General features: G+C 44.9%; 16 protein-coding genes. 5 read left to right on the forward strand and 11 right to left on the reverse strand.

Going from position 1 to position 19,310, the window contains the following annotated elements:
* Positions 1-64 precede the first annotated feature (64 nt).
* Positions 65-541 carry a hypothetical protein gene (locus tag R7M92_RS17480; RefSeq protein ID WP_318133880.1) on the forward strand — a complete coding sequence of 159 codons (477 nt, stop codon included), beginning with the start codon at positions 65-67 and terminating at the stop codon, positions 539-541.
* 324 nt (positions 542-865) lie between these two features.
* Here R7M92_RS17480 and R7M92_RS17485 read toward each other — a convergent pair whose 3' ends face one another.
* Both R7M92_RS17485 and R7M92_RS17490 read right to left on the reverse strand, forming a co-directional pair.
* Positions 866-2,245 carry a DEAD/DEAH box helicase gene (locus R7M92_RS17485; RefSeq protein ID WP_318133882.1) on the reverse strand — a complete coding sequence of 460 codons (1,380 nt, stop codon included), beginning with the start codon at positions 2,243-2,245 and terminating at the stop codon, positions 866-868.
* The gene (locus tag R7M92_RS17490; RefSeq protein ID WP_318133884.1) at positions 2,239-2,769 is read right to left on the reverse strand and encodes a hypothetical protein; all 531 of its coding nucleotides are present in this window, start codon (positions 2,767-2,769) and stop codon (positions 2,239-2,241) included. The genes R7M92_RS17485 and R7M92_RS17490 overlap by 7 nt, the downstream gene beginning before the upstream one ends.
* A 103-nt stretch (positions 2,770-2,872) precedes the next feature.
* Between R7M92_RS17490 and R7M92_RS17495 the strand changes: the two genes are divergently transcribed.
* The gene (locus R7M92_RS17495; protein WP_079325371.1) at positions 2,873-3,187 is read left to right on the forward strand and encodes a helix-turn-helix domain-containing protein; all 315 of its coding nucleotides are present in this window, start codon (positions 2,873-2,875) and stop codon (positions 3,185-3,187) included.
* Between the two features lie 630 nt (positions 3,188-3,817).
* Here R7M92_RS17495 and R7M92_RS17500 read toward each other — a convergent pair.
* Positions 3,818-4,060, reverse strand: coding sequence for a helix-turn-helix domain-containing protein (locus tag R7M92_RS17500; protein WP_041853476.1), 243 nt, complete (start codon positions 4,058-4,060; stop codon positions 3,818-3,820).
* A gap of 580 nt (positions 4,061-4,640) precedes the next feature.
* Here R7M92_RS17500 and R7M92_RS17505 point away from each other — a divergent pair.
* The 3 genes from R7M92_RS17505 to R7M92_RS17515 are packed head-to-tail and all read left to right on the forward strand — an operon-like array spanning position 4,641 to position 10,507.
* On the forward strand, positions 4,641-5,093 hold the full coding sequence (locus tag R7M92_RS17505) for a hypothetical protein (RefSeq protein WP_021018079.1): 453 nt from the start codon (positions 4,641-4,643) through the stop codon (positions 5,091-5,093).
* 17 nt (positions 5,094-5,110) lie between these two features.
* Complete coding sequence (locus tag R7M92_RS17510) at positions 5,111-9,496, forward strand: PAAR-like domain-containing protein (RefSeq protein WP_318133893.1); 4,386 nt, start codon at positions 5,111-5,113, stop codon at positions 9,494-9,496.
* The gene (locus R7M92_RS17515; RefSeq protein ID WP_318133895.1) at positions 9,497-10,507 is read left to right on the forward strand and encodes a hypothetical protein; all 1,011 of its coding nucleotides are present in this window, start codon (positions 9,497-9,499) and stop codon (positions 10,505-10,507) included.
* A gap of 210 nt (positions 10,508-10,717) precedes the next feature.
* Here the strand turns inward: R7M92_RS17515 and R7M92_RS17520 are convergent, their stop codons facing one another.
* The 8 genes from R7M92_RS17520 to R7M92_RS17555 form a co-directional block, all read right to left on the reverse strand.
* A complete protein-coding gene (locus R7M92_RS17520) occupies positions 10,718-11,314 on the reverse strand; it encodes a tyrosine-type recombinase/integrase (protein ID WP_318133897.1) in 597 nt (198 codons plus the stop codon).
* A gap of 105 nt (positions 11,315-11,419) precedes the next feature.
* The gene (locus R7M92_RS17525; RefSeq protein ID WP_318133899.1) at positions 11,420-13,063 is read right to left on the reverse strand and encodes an AAA family ATPase; all 1,644 of its coding nucleotides are present in this window, start codon (positions 13,061-13,063) and stop codon (positions 11,420-11,422) included.
* A 79-nt stretch (positions 13,064-13,142) separates the two neighbouring features.
* A complete protein-coding gene (locus R7M92_RS17530) occupies positions 13,143-13,556 on the reverse strand; it encodes a hypothetical protein (RefSeq protein WP_318133901.1) in 414 nt (137 codons plus the stop codon).
* A 23-nt stretch (positions 13,557-13,579) separates the two neighbouring features.
* Positions 13,580-14,017: a VPA1267 family protein gene (locus R7M92_RS17535; RefSeq protein WP_318133904.1), complete on the reverse strand. Its 438-nt coding sequence runs from the start codon at positions 14,015-14,017 to the stop codon at positions 13,580-13,582.
* Entirely contained in the window at positions 14,017-14,694 is a 678-nt protein-coding gene (gene gmtX / locus R7M92_RS17540; RefSeq protein ID WP_318133906.1) for a gamma-mobile-trio protein GmtX, read from the reverse strand. Before gmtX ends, R7M92_RS17535 begins: the two co-directional genes overlap by 1 nt.
* Positions 14,694-17,357: an integrase family protein gene (locus tag R7M92_RS17545; protein WP_318133908.1), complete on the reverse strand. Its 2,664-nt coding sequence runs from the start codon at positions 17,355-17,357 to the stop codon at positions 14,694-14,696. The genes gmtX and R7M92_RS17545 overlap by 1 nt, the downstream gene beginning before the upstream one ends.
* Complete coding sequence (gmtY, locus tag R7M92_RS17550; RefSeq protein ID WP_318133910.1) at positions 17,357-18,814, reverse strand: gamma-mobile-trio recombinase GmtY; 1,458 nt, start codon at positions 18,812-18,814, stop codon at positions 17,357-17,359. Before gmtY ends, R7M92_RS17545 begins: the two co-directional genes overlap by 1 nt.
* Before the next feature lie 181 nt (positions 18,815-18,995).
* Positions 18,996-19,220 (reverse strand): hypothetical protein, encoded by a 225-nt coding sequence (locus R7M92_RS17555; RefSeq protein ID WP_318133912.1) that lies wholly within the window; start codon positions 19,218-19,220, stop codon positions 18,996-18,998.
* Positions 19,221-19,310: the final 90 nt, after the last annotated feature.

Genomic DNA, 19,310 nt, shown 5'->3' on the forward strand with positions numbered 1-19,310 from the left:
TGGCTTATGTGTCCAACCATTAGACTCCACTTCTCTAATCTGTTCATAAAAATAAGTTTTGTAGATGCGTAAAGATAATGATTTATACACCTTTGATAGCTGGCCCTTAGGTACACCAGAACGCTTAATAAATGGCTATTGGGAGTTGGGCATGATGAGGTTCCACACATTTGATAGTGAATGCGGTAAAGAGCTTCAAGATATCTACAACCGCGTTAACCATGGACTGGGTGCTAATGTTGTGTACATAGACCTAACTTCAATGGGAGATGGGTATCGATACAAGTCAGAAATCTTAGATATTATTCGAAGTGATCAGCAAACATGGGTGTGGTTCGTGGGCTGTAGAGCGCTTTTGGAGAATTCGTTGGCAGGTTGGTTACGTTCTGTTTTAACGACATACAACCTAGACCACGTTCGAGTTGCTTTTGTGCTTGATAGCCGTGAGCAATACAACCAAATCTTTCAGGATTACTCAGCTCCGTTCTATCAATCGACCATAGCTCTAGATCTCTCAAAGAACAGTCAAGCTTACCCTTAGTTGCTTCTTTAGCTAATTCGTATAAATCCAGCCATAAATAAACCAATTTAAATGATTGAAGCGTAGCTTTTACGCTGATATCGTCGCTAAATTTAACTGGATGTTTTTCGGTCGGGTAACAGCTCAAACACATGAGAAGTAGATACACTTTGGGGTAAATGCGAGTTAGCGCTAGTCGCCCCAACACCTCTCAGGACAAAAACGATCAAACTTTATTGAGATACTTCCTCATAATACTAACGAGCACCAATCCAAGAAAGATTGGTGTTCGTTTTTGAAGCCCCTGAAGAAAGTTTGACTAAATACCCATACAGCGATCCAGTATCAAACTGTTTGAAATGCTGAAATAATACGCTGCTTGAACGTGCCAAACAGAACCTCATTAGAAAGGCTAGGAACAATATCTACCATGCAACCAAGGTCAGTGGCGCCATTCCATCTCAAATCAACATTGCTGCTTACGAGATCAATATTGAAGCCCTTAGCCGCTTCCTTTCGTCCTAACTCTCTCGCTACAAATGTTTCAGGAGTATCTCCACTAATAAACATACAGGATTCGGGAATATCTTGTTCTATTCGCTCGGCAAACTCTATCAAGCTCTGTTCTGCGAAAGTGAATAACCAAGCTTGTTGATTCGAGTCATTATTCACTCGAAGAACTCGCCCCAGAACTTGCCTAAAGTAAAGTTCCGTCTTAACTGAACTCATATGGCAGCAAACTTGAAGCCTGGGAATATCTGTACCCTCACTAATCATCCCAACACTGACTATCCACTGAGTACTGTCGTTCCGATAGCGTTCAATCTCAGCCAAAGGCTCCTCGTGACGATAGGTCACGATGGAGACGGTTTGTTGGCACTTTTCCAAAAGTATCTTTTTGATCTCTTCGGCGTGTTGAACAGAAGAGGCAACGACTAGTCCTCCTGCATACTGATTTTGAGTTCGTATCTCGGCGAGCTTTCTACAACCAAGTTCGAGAAGGTGTTCCATAGCCTCTTGATTGTGAATTACGCTCTGATAAGGAGCTTTATTTTGCTTTAGCATCTCAAGGATCGACGAAAACGATTCTGTTTTTCCGTCGCTAGTTATCGACAAGTGTTCATTGTCTACCAGTACAATTCTTGGTGTTCTGCAAACATGGTCGGCAACGGCTTGCTGGAGAGTATATTGATAGTCGACCAAGATCTGCCCATCAGGGTCGCTATACTGTGCCATCACTATCGGTAATGCATCTGAACGCCAAGGTGTACCTGATAGTGCTAAGGTGTAGGTAGCCAGTCCTTGAATCTTGGTTAGGATCTGTTGCCCCCATACATTCGCTTTTTCATACTCAGAACCAGAACAATGATGTATCTCATCAAACACTACAAACACTCTATAGTTACGTAGCGTCTGCCAAAACTCTTCGCTGAGAAATTGGATAGACTGGTAGGTAAGCGACTGTCCTATCGAACCTAGACCACCAGTAAAAGCGCGATTGAGAACTTCTGAAAAGGTTCTTTTTATCCCATCTGATACCGTTAACGACGGTGAAAAACATAAAATAAGATCTACCATACCGTCCTTCAATAACCTAGAGGCAATAGTTGCCGCCAATACTGTTTTTCCAGCCCCTGGAGTAGCTTGGCAAAAAAAGTGGTGCTGGCTGCTTTTGTAGTTTTTTAACGCTTTTTCAGAGCACTCTCGTTGCCATTTTCTCAACATTCGACGACATCCGAAGAGATGGTATTGATCACATTGGTCAGTACGTTCACTTTGCCAAATAGGTGTGCAGAGCGATCTCTCGCTTGTTGCAACATAGGGTTGAGCCTTTGTTCTAGTTCAGGGAAACGACGATTGAGTGATTGATATTCGTCGATCTCACCCAAAACAATCTCTAACTCAGCTTTGTACTGGTTTCGCTCATGGCGCAATACCGAGTAATCTGAATAGGGTTCAACTAAGGAGGGGACTTTCTTTCGTTCTACTTTGGGCTTCACGTTAAGAGAGCGAAACAGATCTGTTTGAAAGTACCTTTTATCTCGTCCCTCTCCCTCACTTTGAAGCCAACCGTTTCTCACAAAGCGAAGAATTTGTCTGTAGAGTCTTTTTCTTGCCTCATCAGGCTCCTTCCTAAAATCACTAATAGAAAGAGAGGCGTCGCGTAACTCAATAACCGAAAAACGATCCATACCTTTTTCAATCAATAACTTGTGCATAATCGCACTGATTTTCGTCGAACGTTTCATTTACAACTCATGCGGTTCTAAAAACTAAGGATTGCTTAGTATACAGAAATCGACAAAACTAAGAAAATCTTAGTTACTGTAGGTTTTTAAACATGAACCGAAAATGTCATTTACTAGCCCAATCCCAACGCGACTTAAAGAAGCGCGTAAAAAAGCCAAACTCTCCCAGAAAGCCTTGGGAGTGAGAATAGGTATGGATGAGGGTTCAGCAAGCGCCAGAATGAATCAGTATGAGAAAGCAAAACACACTCCTGACATACAAACACTAAAACTCATTGCTGACGAACTAGGTGTTCCTTTGAACTATTTCTTTTGTGAAGAAGAAAGCTCTGCCAAGTTAGCTTGCTTGATTGCAAAACTGAGCAAAGAGGAGAGGCAAGAGCTTATCAATAAGTTGAGTGATTCCGAAGATGGCTAGGTCGTTAACTCATATTCGACCTTACACCAGCTGGTCGGTCATGACTAGAGCGTGCTAGACGACCAGCGGTCACAAACGACCAATGTTCACAATGAGTCATTTTTGGACATTTATTGCTTAGTGTAAACGCCAATTTCCTGATAGTTTTTTGCTCAAACCAATATAAGCTCCACTTATAAAGATGACTACTTATTCACTTTGCAGATGGCTCAATTATTCTGAATGACCAATAGCGCACTTTTAATAATCCACAACTTCAATCGTTATATGCTGGGCACCAAGCAATGATCCATAGCTCAAGGTTTCACCACAATGAGGACACTCAAACTCTTCATTGGCCTCGATACATTCATCTTCGCTCGAGTTTGACTTTAGAAGTGGCCTTAGTAAGGTTAGTGGATGGTATACAGAAGAAGTGGTGCTGGTAATTAAGAAGATGCTTGACGGTTGGTTGTGGCGACTCTAGTCTCGCTCCCCTTCTTGGTGCCTTTTTAAAATCCGTCCAAGACTTTCGATGAGGCACCTTGAGGAAGAATAGAGGACGTTTTGTTCTCTTTGGCGGCTTTTGTACCATTCTAATGCAGCGATTGGCAGGATTTGCAAAAGCCGCTTCTTGCTAATAGATAGCATTCATCGTTTAAGGCTTTGTTTATATATCTTTCGCAATGTAGCACGATTCATTCCAAGCATTCGTGCGGCCTGAGCCTGATTGCCTCGGGTATGAAGCAAGAGCACTTCGACAATCGTGCACTTCACTTCTGGTAGTAATTGGCTGAGATCGGGCGCTGCATGCTTTTTATCTGCAATGCCTGTCAATTCAAGCTCTTGTTTCACACATTGAACCACCTCATCCTGCGTTATCAAGGTCGTCATATTTTTTCCTCTTACTTTTTTCTTCTTTGAACGATGTATAGCAATGTGCGACTAAGCGCCCTTGTTGAGTTTTGTAGGGCAAACCAGAATTACCAATGTTGATCCTTTTTCGCCAGACTACAAGTGTCTCTAATGAGCTCGCAGCGTTCATTTTTCGCTGTATTCTTTCGAAGTATCCGTCAAAGCTCATGAATTAAGCGCAGCTGTATAGAAAATGAATAAGCTCGGAGTCCGAATTAACAGGAAAGTTCCCTAAATCTTTTGTTGACTGGGATGAGAGTAAGATCACAGCCTTTGTAGACAGAGTGCTCATCCGTGCCATAGATTAAGATGATTTCTCTTACCGCGATAGCCAACACCCTAATTGCTACCTGAGTCACACTTTTACAAGGTCTGACGTGCAAGGTTAAAATCACAAAATAACGCCCAATTCCTTTGCTTTAAAAGCGCAAAAAGTGCTTTGAAAAGGAAATATCGTGCAATTCACTACCGCGAATCACTTTTTCACCGCATAAAGAATAAGCGCCTTGATTCATTTCGGTTGTTAAAATCCAAAGTTATTTGGTTTATGGAAACTGCAATGAAATCGTCGCAACCTGATGCTTCAAAAGAGGTCTACCCACGAATCGGTAAAGTCTATGAAGTTCACTCAGATAAATCTCGCGTTAAAGTCAATTTTCACGGGAATCCAATCGGTCAGCCTATATGGGCAGTGATAGGTCGAGCGTTTAAAGCTTCTGACATAGATCTTGCTATTGATAATCAATTGAACTGCCAAATCAACTTTATGGATGGCGATCTTAGCCTTCCTATCCTTGTTGACATCTTCACCTCTCTACTAGAGGAAGACCTATTGATACTCCGAGCCAAAAACATGGTTGTTCAAGGCGATGAAAGTGTCGTCCTACGCTCAGGGGAGACTCAAGTATCAATGACTGCGAAAAGTGGTACGGTTAAAACGACCGCCCAAAACATCAATACTTCGGCAGATAAGCTACAAAAAATTCAAGCGACCAAAGTGCGCTTAAACTGATTGAAAAGGAAAAAATTATGGCATCAACCATCGGCGCTAATGGGCTGAGTATTGTACATAAAGGCTCAGGCGGTGAAGCGAACGCTTCTGTGCCGGACGTTTGTTTAACCAAAGTCGGAAAGCCTGTCGTTCCTATTCCGTACGGCAATAACGCTAAATCCGCCGATTTGGTGGACGGCTCAACCAGTGTTACTGCCGATGGTGGCAATAGTATTGCACTACAAGGCAGTAAGTTCTCAAAAAGTACAGGTGATGCCGCTGGCGATAAAAAAGGCGTGAGTTCAGGAACCATTGAAGGAGAAGCGCAGTTTGTGACGTCTTCTCCGAATGTTCTTATCGAAGGAAAAGGAGTGGCACGCCAAAGTGATCAAATGACCATGAACAATGGCAACACCATGTGTTTTGGCGTACAGAACCCATCTTTCTCGGTCGAAGAAGATCTTGAAGAGACCTTTATCATGGACGTTTGCGTGCGTCATCCAAATGGTCAAAGACTGGTGAATGCGCCATTTAAACTCAGTGATGAGCAAGGCTCGACGGTGTATGAAGCCACTTTGGATGAAAAAGGACGCAGCGATGCCGACCCGCTCAAAGGGGGGAAGGTCAAACTGCTGGTCGAAGAGAGTCAAGACCCGTTTGTGGTGACTCCGGTTCGTCGCGAGAACCCTCGCCATATAGATAGCCAATCGGATGATGATTTTTTCAATATCGCTTCCAAAGGTCAACGCGGCTTTTGGCAGCCAACCAGAATTGAGACCGTTGGCACGGCTTGGGGCAGTATTGGGCAAACGTTGAGTAGCGATCGCTATTTCCAAGACATGGTCAGTGCCGAGGTCATTCAGCACTTTACCCATTATCACCCAGATACAACATTCGATGTATCAAAGACCTGTGATGCACTCATTGGCAACCTTGATCAACCCTTGCCACATACCACCGAATCGCTGCTCGCTTATACGCTGCCTCAAGTATTAGAAGAAGGGGAACTACTGTCGGTACTGCTGAGGTTAGCCCCGCATGAGACCACTGACCGAATGCTGGCGTACATGCGTGCACGAGGTAAAGGCAACCCACAAGCCTATTTGGCTGACTACGATTGGCAAGCGGCAGAAAAGAGCATCAATAGTGAACTCGACGCGCTGCTTAACAAGCTGAAAAGTCGGTTAACCTTCTTACGTGATGAAGCCAGCAAACTGCAATACGCGTACCTGTCTGAGGATGTGTTCGATAAGCACATCGATACGTTAAGCTCGTACATGAAGTTACTACCCGACCTCATTTCTGGTGTGTTCAATAAAATGCAAACCAAAGCCAGCGAGCTTCTGGCGAACACTGACAACGTAAAGATCATCAAAGCGGCAGACGACTTGCACTCGATTGAGAGTGAATCGATTGAAGCCGTTGTTAACACCACCAAAACCATCGACACGGTGGAGCCATTCATGAACGAAGTGGCTGGTGTGATTGAGAATGTCATTCCGATTTATCCGGTGCGTTATGGCTACGCAAACTTCTTTGATGAAGTGATGCCAGCGCAAGCCCCGCCAAGCATGTTAGAAATGAATGGTGCTACCGGGCTGAAAGACACCGGTGGCTACCTGCTTCGCCTTCTACGTGAGGGTTGGTTGTATATCAAAGAAGAGAACGAAGAAGAGACCGCGCCTTTTCACATCTTCAAATATGCGCAAACCCAAACGCCGACCGGTGTGATTGAAAAGTTTGAGAAATACTATTTCACCAATGAAGAAAACGCTCAAGAGGGATTAACGCTCGATACCTCATCGGGCTCCACGTTCTATCCTTTTGCGTTTGTGACGCCGAAAGCGAAAAAGATCTCCATCGTCTACTCTGAGCACGAATGGTCTGCCGCCATCATTGATAACATGAACAACGATGAAGAGTTGCGCAAAAAGGCGATGCAGCAGGTGGATTTGACTGCGCAACAAACCGAGTTTAGTCAAGCGGCAACGCAAGAAAACCTCAGCGCCTTGGTTGAAGATTACCGCAATAACGATGAAAAGTGGTTGGCCGACAAAGACAGCGCGAAACCTATGGCACACGGGCTTGATCTCGCCACTACCACACTAAGTTACCACCTTACGACTGAAGGTATTGTAGAAACCATGCAAAAAAGCCATAGCGAGCATAAAGATGGCGCTTTGGTGGCTTTGTTTGACCCAGTTGGTCGTCAACGTGATATCTCAAAAGTTATCTCGAAAAATGTCGCTGAGCAACAAGCCTATGTCAATGTCAACAAATACCCTTTGACGATTGGTCAGTACGCACAGTCATGTCTTGAAAGCGATATTCCAGAAGTCAAGAAAGCAGCGGAGGAAAACCTTAATACGGAAAGGCTCCCAATATTTTTGAAAGCTTACCAAAGAGAAATCCATAATAAGAAGAAAGAACGTAAGACATTGCTCGCTCTAATGGACTACTTTGTTGCAGGTCAAGGCGCTGAAGATGAGGTTGGTTCGCTTACTTGTTATCTAAGACACTACTTTGATATTCGTCAGCAAGGCATTATCGATCCTGCTGCTGAGATGGGTAAATTGCTGCTCCTTCTTGGATCGCTTTTTGAAGGCGTGACCGCAAGTGAAGAAGGCATTGAAAACATGGATAGATGGGTTGGTGAAGCCTTTCGTACAGAAGAACTCACCCCATTAGATAAGGTGTGGGGAATTTCTTTAAAGGCCGTTCAGATCGTATTTCTTCAGCCTCAAGATCAAATAAATTGGCATCATGCTGTTCCGCCAGTATTAACTTCGATAGGCAATTACTTGGCTCGTATACAAGCTGAGTTCACTTATGGCACTAAGTTACTGGGAAATTCTGGGTTAGAGTGCTTTTATAAAGCAACCTTACCATCATTATTTGATGCCTTATTAGGGGTTCGGTTTACGGGGAATCGACTCAACATGGCGCTCGATGACATCGAAAACTTAATCGATAAACAAACGGGTCAAAAAAGCTCAATCAAATCAAAAGTGCAATTTGGCGAAAAGCTGCTCAATTGGTCTGAAATGAAAGCAAACCAATCAGAGCAACGTATTTTCGAATTACTAGAAGCAGAGCCAACAGCATCAGCGCCTGAATGGCTCAAAAAGCTGGCCGATAGGCTTCCTACCAAAACACTTCTCCATTTCGCACAAGAAAGTGCAGGTTTAGGGCTGACCTATTGGTCGTATCAAGCAAATGTGAATACCATCAATGATCTTTTGGCTCAAACACAATTCGATACACTCGACCCCGTCAATGATGACAAAGAATATGCGTATCGTGCGGTGAAAATGTTGTCCACGCTCGCGGCGATCACCGCAGACAGTATTACTCTCAGTCAGTACAGTGCTAAGGGAGTAAATATTGCAGCACGTGAAGCTGAGAGGGCACTTCTTGCTCTTCAAAAGCAGTTACCGAATATGAGTAAGCAGTTAGCTAAAAAGCTCGGAGTGCGCAGTTTACAAGCTTACAGTCAGCGTTTAGATACGCGTCTATCGGCAGCGCCGATAAAAGGACTTGTTGTCGGTGCAAACGTGGCAATGTCATTTGTTTACTTCTGGGATGTTTTTACTAGTTATAGGTCAGGCAATAAACAAGCTTCTCTGGGCTATCTGACCGGTGGCGTCTCCAGTCTATTGGTTGCATTTTCGGCCATCGGGGGCCCTATTGGAGCCGTATTGCTCGCCGTTGGTCTTACAGGACTTTTATTTAGTGCATATCAGATTGGCCGATATGGCAAAAATAGTTTCGAAAACTTGCTCTACAGCTCTTTCTGGGGAACAAGTGAGTATTATCCGTTTTGGAGTGATTTTAAAAAGCAAGAAGACATTAATACTGTTCAAGAGAGGCTGGATGTAATCACCGCTGTGGCATCTAATAACAACAAGGCTGTGACATCTGATAACATTAAATACTTTGATGCGGCATTGAACATCGAGTCTCAGGAGTTTTTAAACTATTTTTACGCGCCCAAACTCACTATCGTGGATAGCAGTATTCGTCCATATGGCTCAGAGCCGTATCGATACAAGCTCAGTTACGTATTCGTCTTGCCGGATTTTAAAATAAACGTATCTCAACTGCATGGCTCGATTTATCGTGAACTGGATGATGCCAAATACGCGGCTTATTCAGTACCTGAGCCCGATAAGGCCATGACCGAAAATTTCAGGATCGCGTTGGCGGCGGCATTTGAAGATAGGACGTTATGTATCGCCAAAGAAGACGGTCTGCATGTCACGGTTAATGTCGAGTTTTCGCATCCGGCTCGTCTGATCTGGTGTTACGAACCGACACCAAACACAGTGGTGCCAAAACGCTATTTAACCAACAGCGGCTACATAAGCACGAGTCAAATAGGCATGCTTGATGAAAAACCAAACACTACACCTTGGGGAAAATAAATGAATCGCGGCTCTAAAGGAATATTTACAACAAAAGCGCAACCTTTTTCAAAGTGGTGGGCGCAATTTCGAGCAGAAGTGATCGTTGTTCCGATGGAAGACCCACTCGAACCTTTTATGACGGTCAATGATAACCTGTTGACGTTAAGGACTGGCTATCATACTCGCCGTAATACCATTGTCTTGCCATGGATGCTGATGCTAACCGTGTTGACCCTGTATTTTATCTACGACTCTAGCTACCAATATGATTTTGAAGCTCACAAGGCTCAGGCAGGGCGTATGATCGAAAGTTATAGTGAAAACAAAGCCAGATACATAAGCTACCTTTCTGACGCTCAAAAGGAAGGGGATAAAGAAGAAGAGGATATTTTTCGGCGGGGGATAGCTCTCGCCGATAATGCCATTAAAGGCTACAGCATCTATTTTGAGCAAGACGGCGATGTGTCATTGTTTACACACATGAGAGCGCTTAAGCAACTTGGAGAGCTAGATCATTTCCTTTTCGGTATCGGCCTTTTTTCTTTCATGGGCGCTTTATCTTTAGGTTTGTGGTTGCTTTTCTTGTTGAAACCTCAAGACGCGGAAGTTTACTTTGATAGAAACAGGCAAATTGTCTACTCGTGGCGGCATGGAAGGGTTGGCGCGGCGTCATTTGACAAAATGGGTATATTAGAAAATCACCTTGGCTTAAATATCGTATTGCAGTTTGAGAACAAAAAACAAACGGGCTACGGACCGATGGGGATCGTGGGCATTGATATCGGAAAGCTTTCTTTTCATCGAGAGAGTGATATGACTTACCCATTAGCTCAAATATTGGCGTTTATGGAGCATGGCAAAGAAGCAGTGATTACAGGTGAGTCGTTTACAAGGGAGCCAGCAAAATACTTCTTACGCAAGGATAAACAGCCGGATAACTTTGAACAGCGTGTTGAAGCAGCTCTTGCTGCTCAAGATGATCTCGTTTCCCACTACCAAACGAACCGAGTGAGAGGTCATGCGATTTGAGGTTTGAGAGTAATCTCGTTAAGGTAAGTTAGTGCGGTAGGACTAACTTACCTTCTAGAATAGATATTCACAATACCTAAATATAAAGTCACGATTAACATTATGGACATGTGTGGCGTGTATAGACAATAGCCACACGTGTCGTCATGCTCGAAAACAATAAAGGGGCACAGGCTTTTCAGAAGAAAAGCCTGTAACAGTTCCTGCCTGTCAGCAGTCTGTTTTCTCAGAAAGCCTCAGAGCGTCTTCTAGCTCAACGCCAAGGTATCGAATTGTGTTATCTATCTTCGAATGTCCAAGTAAGATCTGTACGGCCCTGATGTTTTTCGTTCTGGCATAGATTAGAGTAGCTTTAGTACGGCGCATAGAATGAGTGCCGTAATAGTCAGCATTCAATCCCAGTTTTTCAGCCCAGTTTCTGATAATAGAACGGTAAAATGAGTAGCTGATAGGTTGCCCAGATCGTCGGCTGCTCGGGAATAGAAAACTGCTTGCCTCTAGGGATGCTGCAAAAACCCACCTGCTAATACTTTGCTGCGTTCTCGGAGTAATCTCATAGTGGACATCGGTGCCCGTTTTTTGCTGGATGCACTGACCCCTCTCATAGATAACCCCTTGCGAAGAAACATCGTAAACATGTAGCTTTAGCAAATCACTCGCTCTTAACTTGCTATCTATCGCTAGGTTCAGTAGTGCAAACTGCATTAGATCGTTTTCAATCTCCAGCCTAGTTCTAATCCGCCGGATCTCTTCAAGCTTAAATGGCCTTTTGATGCCGCTGCATTTACCAGAAGATAACTTTCTCATGATGACCTCCTCCTAGTGTTTTTGGTCAACATAAAGTTTGGCAACCACATTTAGTAAGGTCAGGAAAAGCAGAAACGTCCCTGGACATAAACGAGTTTGAAATTGCTAACTCAACAGTTCTTTTAGGTAGCTATTCCGCTTATGAGAGTGACTAGGTGCCTCGGTGATACGCTTCATATCATCGCTAATACCAACGATATGGATTTCACTTTCAGCTCTCGTGATTGCCGTATAGAGCCATGCTCTATCAACAATTCTTCCGTTTTGCAGAGCGATGATGATGCGCGGAAACTGTGATCCTTGAGCCTTGTGCAAAGTGACCGCATAACCCAACTCCATGCAGTCTAGAACGGATTGTGTTATCTCGACCTTTTCACCTGTATCTAGCGTCACTTCACCGTAACTATCACCAGAAGGTTTGGCGTTGGTTAGCATGCCTAGTGAGCCATTTTGAATGCCTTTGTCATAATGGTTCTGCGTAAATAACACCGCATCATTCATGCGAAGTGGCAAAAAGAACTTATCACCATTGATTTCGAACTCAAGGCTAGTGCTATCTGGGTTAACGGCTTGTTGGGTGAGTTTATTGATTTCTGATACGAGTGCCTTGGTTGGAGCCATAACGCGACTGTTTTCAGGACACTGTTGGTAAAGCTCACAACAGACTTTGGCAATGTCTGTTTTACTGGTTTCGTGAAAGTGTATTGCACCTGTGCTTAATTGCTCAGGCGTCATGCCTTGATTAATGAGCTTTGAGTATTCGGGGATACCCGTTGAACCTTCCTGTCTCTTGACGATATCTAACATCGTATTAGCCACCGCTTTTGCTTCAACGATGTCTGCCAACACCTTGCCGCAGCCGATTGGTGGAAGTTGGTCGGGGTCGCCAGTGAATATCAATCGTACAGAGGGGTGAATGTGATTCACAAGACGATACATGGTTGGCAAGTCAATCATGCTTGCCTCATCAATCACCAGTAGGTGATTTGTTTTCTCGACACTGGGTTCTATGGGGTCTTCACGCAGCAATTTGGCAATGGTTGAGGTAACAAAACCGATGAACCCATGAAGTCTCATCGCAGCACGACCGCTGAGCGCAACGGCGTGTATTCCAAATCCAAGTTGATGGTAAGCCCTGAGAGCCGTTCTGAGTACCGTTGTCTTGCCTGTTCCTGCACCGCCCGCAATACAGCTTACCGAATTATCCAGACACGTTGTGACGGCTTCGATTTGTTTAGGGGTTAATTCGTAGGGAAGCTCCGCAACCGCAGAGCAATACGCAGCATTGGCGTTTTCATCAAACAAGTCATTCCGCTTAATCAGTATATTTAGCCGTTTGGCAACGACACTTTCCATCAGAAGTTGCGCAGTTGGATGGTAGGTTCCTGTGTCGGGGTTTAAAATGTACTGAGCTTTATCATGACCTGATTGGAACGCCTGAGTGACCAGTGCTTTGTCTTTCAATAGTTTGTTGAGGTAAGGGCGCACATTGGCATGAGTGGTATAGGTGTGACCTTTTTCAATTTCCTTGCGAATCGCCATTTCCAGAGCAGCACTGAACCTTCTTGGGTCATCCTTCGCAACATCGCTCTTAAAATCCGTTACCTTGATAATTTCTTCAATGGCACTGAACGAAAGACCAAAACCCTTCAAAGCATAAGGATTATCCTTAAGTACCTCTATGGAAGCTTCACCGTGATGCTTGAGCAGCCGTTGCTGCACTCTGTCGGGGATGTTGTGCTCACTCATCCAGTTGCAATGTGCCAGATTTTTATATTTGGCGTCCCCTTAAAGAGCGCTTCCACTGAATCTTCACTCAAAATCGATGTCAGACGCTTTCTGGACTCTGGGGTGTATTTCTCATTGTGGCATGGAAGTCTTTACCCAAGAGCTGCCAGAGCGCCCTAGCTTTGCTTTCGCCAATACCCTTGAAGTCACTTTCTCTGGCGATAAAGCGTATCAGTTGCTCCCCTGTTTCGGGTAAGGTGCATTCAACGTACTTGGGTGATTCATAGGTGTGCTGCTGCATCACATAATCATCCATTTCCATATTTTCTATCTGGCGAGCACCTTTGATTGACCAATGCTGTCCCAGCGCAGGTTGTACAGGGATGCTATCGGGGTCGGCTTTTATGGTGACGTAATACTTCCCACTATTAGTTTTGTAAGAGTCCTTCGCAAGCGGTACACCGCTGAATATCACCATATTGGTCGAGCGATAAGGGATACTGGTGACACGCATTTGGTCTTCATGCAAAGCGGCATTCATCGTGGCATCAACCCCATTTCGGATAAGGTTTCAGATAGCTCACCAAAGCGCTCAAGTCGCTTTTCAAGCTCCTTGACCTTGGCTTTCAATTCAATGTTCTCAGCTTCTAATGATGACTCCCGCTTTGAATCTGGCATCTTACGATTTGCTGTGTTGTCGTAGGCTTGAGGTTTGCCCACATTCTTCTTGGCAGCGTCGGTCAATGGTGGCAGGACACCTTTACCGCGCAACTCATATTCTAAGGCTTGGAGTGCTTTCTTGAGGGCAGGATTTTGGTTTAATGCCGATTTTCCACAACCAATACCCTTTGCCACTTCAATACGATTAAGCTGACTTCTAAACACGATTTGTTTGAAGTCATCGTCAGTCTGTGTGGCTTTCCAAACCTCAAATGCCTCAAGGTTTTGTTGTGCTTTCTGCTGCCCACTTGCCATTAGTCATCTACCTCACCCAGTAGCTTGCGAAGCCCTGTGACAAAGCCTCTAGGGAATACTTCACTGTTGAGTTCCATGTCTTTTACTTGCCCCGCCTGAGTAGTTTGCCAATTGTTCTTTTCCATACATTCATCAGAAATGGCATACGCTAAGGCTCTTTTCTCCGATTCAATGAGTACACCTGATAGGGATGGCAGCACTTCCACGCTTGGCTCTGCGGTGGTGTCAAACTGGCGCTCGGGGCGTTTGTCGATGGTGATATTGGCGTGTTGTTTGAGCAAATTGACCTCTTTGCGGTAACGGTTACGCTCGGCAATAATTTGACCAAACAAGGCGCGTACCGCAGGGTCTGGAATTCGCTCTAGCAGCTTATTATCCGCAGGAATGGATTTAGACCTTGAGGTGTTGGATAACGGTTTTTTGGTATTGGTATTGTACTTTGCCGCCCATGCTTCAATAAGAGTGCGGTAGTGCTTGTTGCGGGTCGCACGTATGGCTTCATAAGCCAATCCGCCATTTTCAGCAGATACTCGCCCAATTTGCGTAATGGAGAAGTCACGCTGACCTGATTCCGCATAGGCTTTCAGCGTGTCGTTGAGCTTATCGAGGTTTTGCTGCGTGCGAGGCACTTTGCCTTCTTTTAAGTCAGCCAGAATGACATCAATATCGAGTTCCATTAGTCCTCCAATAAGTTCGGTAGTGCAATGCCATTTAGATTAATGGCTTTATCAGTCAGTGCATGAATACCCTGAGAGAACAGTTTGTTATCAGTCAGGTATTCACCCGCTTCGATGTAGTTCGCCACCTTGCGATACCCTTCAAGTTTATCGTCAGGGTCGGCAATTTTTGCCATTTGGCGCAGCATGGCGTTGGCGGCAATGAGTTGTTGCTTGTCGTCCATTTCCATGAAAATCGGCTCGAAGCCTTTTTTCATTAGCACACGAGTGAGCTTGCGTGAACGCTTTTCAATAGCAGGGGTTTTACGCAGTTCGTCCTGCAAATCAGGGTAGAACTCCGCATCATCACAAAGCAGCGATAGATGCAGTAATTCAGAGTCGGTTTCGATAAACTTCAAGGCATGGCTGACATCTTGCTCAGAGCCAACCGCAATCAGTTTATCTTTGGTGTCATCCTCATTCCTCGTCTCTTCGACGCGAATGATTTTTTGAATCAGCTCAAAACACGCTACCCAGTCTTCGGCATATTCACTTGCCTCTACTTGTTGCTTTTCCCAGCGGCGCTGTAGAGCTTGCAGTTCATCGTGCTTGATAAAAGGCTTACCTTGCTCTTCACAGAAGAACTGCTCGTCTTTAAGGGCTTCCAGTTCACCCTCAATTTCCACAGATAGGTTAGCCGCTTGATGCGCTTTGTAGCTCAGTTGGTTGAAGTGGGCATTGAGCACAGGAAGATATCGTGCTTCGGTAATAAACCAGCGGCAGCGAGGGCAGTTTTCAGGGCCATGAGGCACGCTGGCATATATGCGGTACTGAGCAGCTTTTGCATCCTTAATTAACTCACCACCGTTCCAGCAACCACCAAGGGTACTGACTTCATCCGATTTCACGGTGTTACCACCGACCAAGCATAGGCCACACGAGCGCTCTTCCCAACCTATCGGATTGCGGTTAACCAGTGCCGCCTGAATGCTGTCATCGCTGTGATACACCATCTTGCATTGGATTTGCTCCATTGAGGCGTCTTTAAGGAAGTTGCGCACTGATTGCTTAGATTTAGCATCCAACTCACCATGCGCTTCATCCATTTTCTCTGCCATCACGGACGGGGTGATTTTGTTGTAGTAGATGGTCATCAACAGGCGAGTATGCCCAGCCAATAGCTTAGAAATCACAGGCAGTGGCAATTGCGTATCCATCGTATACGCCGTGATGAGAGATACACGTAAACTGTGCAGGGGAAAGAGTGTGGAAAGCATAGCACGTTTAGGCATACCTTCTGGGTAATCCACAACCAGTTTTAAAAGTTCGCCGTTATCCAGTGTATTACCTTGCTCTGCGAGTTGGTTTTCTAGCGTCAATAATAGTTGATACCAGAAAGAATCTGTTGCGGTGTAATTAATTGGCTTGAATTTATCCTCCCCCTTTGCTGAGGCATCGCGAAACAAAAAAGCAATTTCACCCATACTTTGTAGTTGTTTATCCGACTTCTTTTTACCAGTGTGCTTCCTCAGCAGTGTGGTGCAATCGGTGGGCTTTGTTATCGGATTATACTTTTCTTGCCAGTTACGCAGTTTTTCCAGCCAGTACAGCACTTCTTCATATTGCCAAGGGATGATGTAGCCACGCTCCAGTTCGTCTTTGTTCTGGTCGGCGGTTTTGTTGGTGTTGATGTATAGACCTGTGGAATACAGCCCTGTCATGGTGTCGTGAATGCGGCGAAAGATGCCTTTTCCGAAGGGGCGTTTTTCACTACCAAGTGCAAAATCATGTTTGGTGTTAAGTACCCATTGACCTTGCTCATAGCGCCATGTGTAGGCTTCCCCACTATCGAGCATACGCACCTGATAGGTACGCAGCGGCAAATGGAGCTTCATGAAAATCACCATCGCTTTGACGGGCGACCAGATTTGGTGAGCGGTGATTTTCTTGTTATTTCGAGTGACTTCTTTGCTGCGCCACACGCAGTCGGGGTCGGTTTTATCAATCAACTCAGGCTCGACTTCAAACCAGTCACCATCACCACCTCTTTCTCCTTGCCCTGTCTGCTGCTGCGCCCATGTCCAGTGCTTGAAATGGCGGTAGTGATAGGCAGGAAGCAGAGTTTCACTCTCTTTAAGATTTTGCTCAATGACCGCAAGTTCGGTTTTATCAGGCAACGGACAGAGAATTTGGCGCAAGTCCTGAATATAGCGATACGGCAGAGGGTTACGCACGGTTTCGGTCGCTGAATTTTGACATTTGATTTTGCTCAGCGGGTTTTGCACCAGTGGCACAAGGTTGCCATTGTCATCTTCCTCGGAGAACACTTTTTCAATGACAAACTCGATGAAGTCACAAGGAATGTTCACGCCTTTCTGGATGATTACTGGGGAATTTTGTGTTTTTCTAACCAGTTTATCCAACTCTTCGCTAGAGCATTTGTGTCCTTGGCAGCCCTTAAAAAACAAATCTATATTGCCGATGGCATAGGGCGCACATTCAGTAAGATAGAATTCAAAGAAGCGAGTTAAAGCATCACGTTTATTGCTTAGACCTACCGTTTGTGTCGCCATCCACTCAGCAGCCAATTCCTGCCATTGTTGCCACTCCGCACCAAGTGTGGTCAACATCCATGAGAAGGTTAAATCCGATGAACGTCCGTCATATTTTCTTTTTTTCGCCATTACTTGCCTCTCAATTTTGGAGGTTTGCCCGTGAAGTACCCCTGTGGGTCGATGTCATCAAAACCATGTTCAACCAGTGCTTTCCAGTCGAGTGCTTTGACTTTGGATTCAAGGTTTGCCAGTTGCAACGTTGCTTGGGTCAGTTCCTCAGAGATTTCCTGCTGACCTTTACCTATGTAAGGGATTTGTGAGTCTAGAGACTTGTGGTGCATACAGCGGCGAATCACCAAGGGGTTCAATCCTGAACGCTCTAGCCGTCTGCCGTAATTATGTCGATGTCCATGTGGGTCTAAGCCTTCTGCTTTGTTCGGCTTTAAACCAATGCGCTTCAAGCCGTTGGCGTAGTTATCATGGAAAGCGTTGAGCGTGTATGGGTTGCCTAACGCGCTGTGATGAAATGCAATAAACGCATAAGGGTGATGACAGTCGATGCTGGCGCGATACTTTTGATAGTTTTTCCACAGTGACATAAACACTTTGCCATAGTCTGTTGGAAACCATTGAACCTGTATGTAGTTATCTTTATGGTCAACGACTTTGGTTTTCCAGCCAACGCGTGCCGTGCCTTTCATTCGCTTACGTGGAATACGAGCATACTGTTCTTTCAAATATGCTTCTCTGATCTTTGTTCCTGAGCGACTACGCCAACCGTCAGGGGCTTTGCCATCGACTTCATTGTAAATTCGAACGGTAGCACTATCTGGGTTATCGGGGTCTTCATACACATCTGTGACCCAAAGCGTTAAAGCTTCACTTTCGCGTAACCCGCCGCCGTGCATAAGCAGAAGTATTAATTTGTCCCTGAGTGCCACTCGCGGGTCGGTTGCACCACCGATGCCGCTCATATAAAAATCTTCCCAATGTTTTTCAGGAAAGGCGATAGCATCATCTTCGGTTTTGGTGAGTGGTGTGCACCCCTTGATGGTTCGCGCTTTGCGGATGGTTTTGTTAACGGTCTTATCTTCGATATGACCGAGAAAATCATTCTGGTTTTTACGATACCATGCAGCGTAATTCAATCGCTGCTCATGAGGGGTGGCATCACGCAAGGGGTTCATTGGCACAGTGCCTTGCTTGTTTGCTAACCAATCGGTGAATGCCGTCAGTCGGTGAATGTGCTTATTCACGTTACTTGTTGAACTTGGCACCCAATACAAACCAGAGGGGTCAAGTCCATCTTCACCAATCGTTCCTGTGTACAAACGCTTAGAAAAGGTCTGGAAAAGCAACTTCGGATCGTCAAACATCCCTCTATTGGCTTCCATGTAATCCAACAATAAGGACACTGCTTGAAGAAATCCATTCATGACGGAGTTACTCACACCGTCCGCCTCTAGCTTGAGTAGGTAGTCCGTGACCGTCCTTAACTCTCCTTGCTCAGTTAGCAAGATAGGTAGTTGGCTTTTAATACCTGTATTGTCTTCGACAATCGTCGCTCTGACTTTTACTGATGACAAACTAACCTTCCGTGTACACATTAAACATATAATACACTATAGTCCCAGCTGCTTGATCGACCAATAAAAAGGCAGATTTCTCTGCCTTAATACACATTATACATAGTTTAAGGTACTATATATAACCATGTGGAGGTCTTTTATTTGTACGAATGATTTTCTAGCAACCGGTGTATGCACTCTAGTTGTTATTTTCGTCCTCATCCTCATCTGCTCGCGCTGCGTATTTTACTCCAACCACACACAAGCCAAACATCACAAATGGGATAACGGCAGCAGTGTATTCCGTCCAAACCATATGAGAAAAAGATTTCGCCAATATCAAGTGTGCAAACACCAACAAAAATGCGCTAAAAATAGCAACACCCATCAACCTAAGTTCATGCTTTACCAACTGCTTTTTCATTACGGCTCCTAACCTAAATGGTTGTCTGCCCATGATTGAAACACAGCTTCGGTATCGTCCACTGATACAGTTTGAGCAAAAAACAGGTAA

This window comes from Vibrio sp. Vb2880 (genome assembly GCF_033337975.1).
GTDB lineage: Bacteria > Pseudomonadota > Gammaproteobacteria > Enterobacterales > Vibrionaceae > Vibrio > Vibrio alginolyticus.

What these genes read in the sequence shown, in the direction of transcription:
- R7M92_RS17535 (WP_318133904.1), bottom strand. Translation starts at nt 14,017, where the DNA reads ATGGCAAGTGGGCAGCAGAAAGCACAACAAAACCTTGAGGCATTTGAG.
- gmtX (WP_318133906.1), bottom strand. Translation starts at nt 14,694, where the DNA reads ATGGAACTCGATATTGATGTCATTCTGGCTGACTTAAAAGAAGGCAAA.
- R7M92_RS17510 (WP_318133893.1), top strand. Translation starts at nt 5,111, where the DNA reads ATGGCATCAACCATCGGCGCTAATGGGCTGAGTATTGTACATAAAGGC.
- R7M92_RS17495 (WP_079325371.1), top strand. Translation starts at nt 2,873, where the DNA reads ATGTCATTTACTAGCCCAATCCCAACGCGACTTAAAGAAGCGCGTAAA.
- R7M92_RS17525 (WP_318133899.1), bottom strand. Translation starts at nt 13,063, where the DNA reads ATGAGTGAGCACAACATCCCCGACAGAGTGCAGCAACGGCTGCTCAAG.
- R7M92_RS17500 (WP_041853476.1), bottom strand. Translation starts at nt 4,060, where the DNA reads ATGACGACCTTGATAACGCAGGATGAGGTGGTTCAATGTGTGAAACAA.
- R7M92_RS17480 (WP_318133880.1), top strand. Translation starts at nt 65, where the DNA reads ATGCGTAAAGATAATGATTTATACACCTTTGATAGCTGGCCCTTAGGT.
- R7M92_RS17520 (WP_318133897.1), bottom strand. Translation starts at nt 11,314, where the DNA reads ATGAGAAAGTTATCTTCTGGTAAATGCAGCGGCATCAAAAGGCCATTT.
- R7M92_RS17505 (WP_021018079.1), top strand. Translation starts at nt 4,641, where the DNA reads ATGAAATCGTCGCAACCTGATGCTTCAAAAGAGGTCTACCCACGAATC.
- R7M92_RS17515 (WP_318133895.1), top strand. Translation starts at nt 9,497, where the DNA reads ATGAATCGCGGCTCTAAAGGAATATTTACAACAAAAGCGCAACCTTTT.
- R7M92_RS17490 (WP_318133884.1), bottom strand. Translation starts at nt 2,769, where the DNA reads ATGAAACGTTCGACGAAAATCAGTGCGATTATGCACAAGTTATTGATT.
- R7M92_RS17530 (WP_318133901.1), bottom strand. Translation starts at nt 13,556, where the DNA reads ATGCGTGTCACCAGTATCCCTTATCGCTCGACCAATATGGTGATATTC.
- R7M92_RS17545 (WP_318133908.1), bottom strand. Translation starts at nt 17,357, where the DNA reads ATGGCGAAAAAAAGAAAATATGACGGACGTTCATCGGATTTAACCTTC.
- R7M92_RS17555 (WP_318133912.1), bottom strand. Translation starts at nt 19,220, where the DNA reads ATGAAAAAGCAGTTGGTAAAGCATGAACTTAGGTTGATGGGTGTTGCT.
- R7M92_RS17485 (WP_318133882.1), bottom strand. Translation starts at nt 2,245, where the DNA reads ATGTTGAGAAAATGGCAACGAGAGTGCTCTGAAAAAGCGTTAAAAAAC.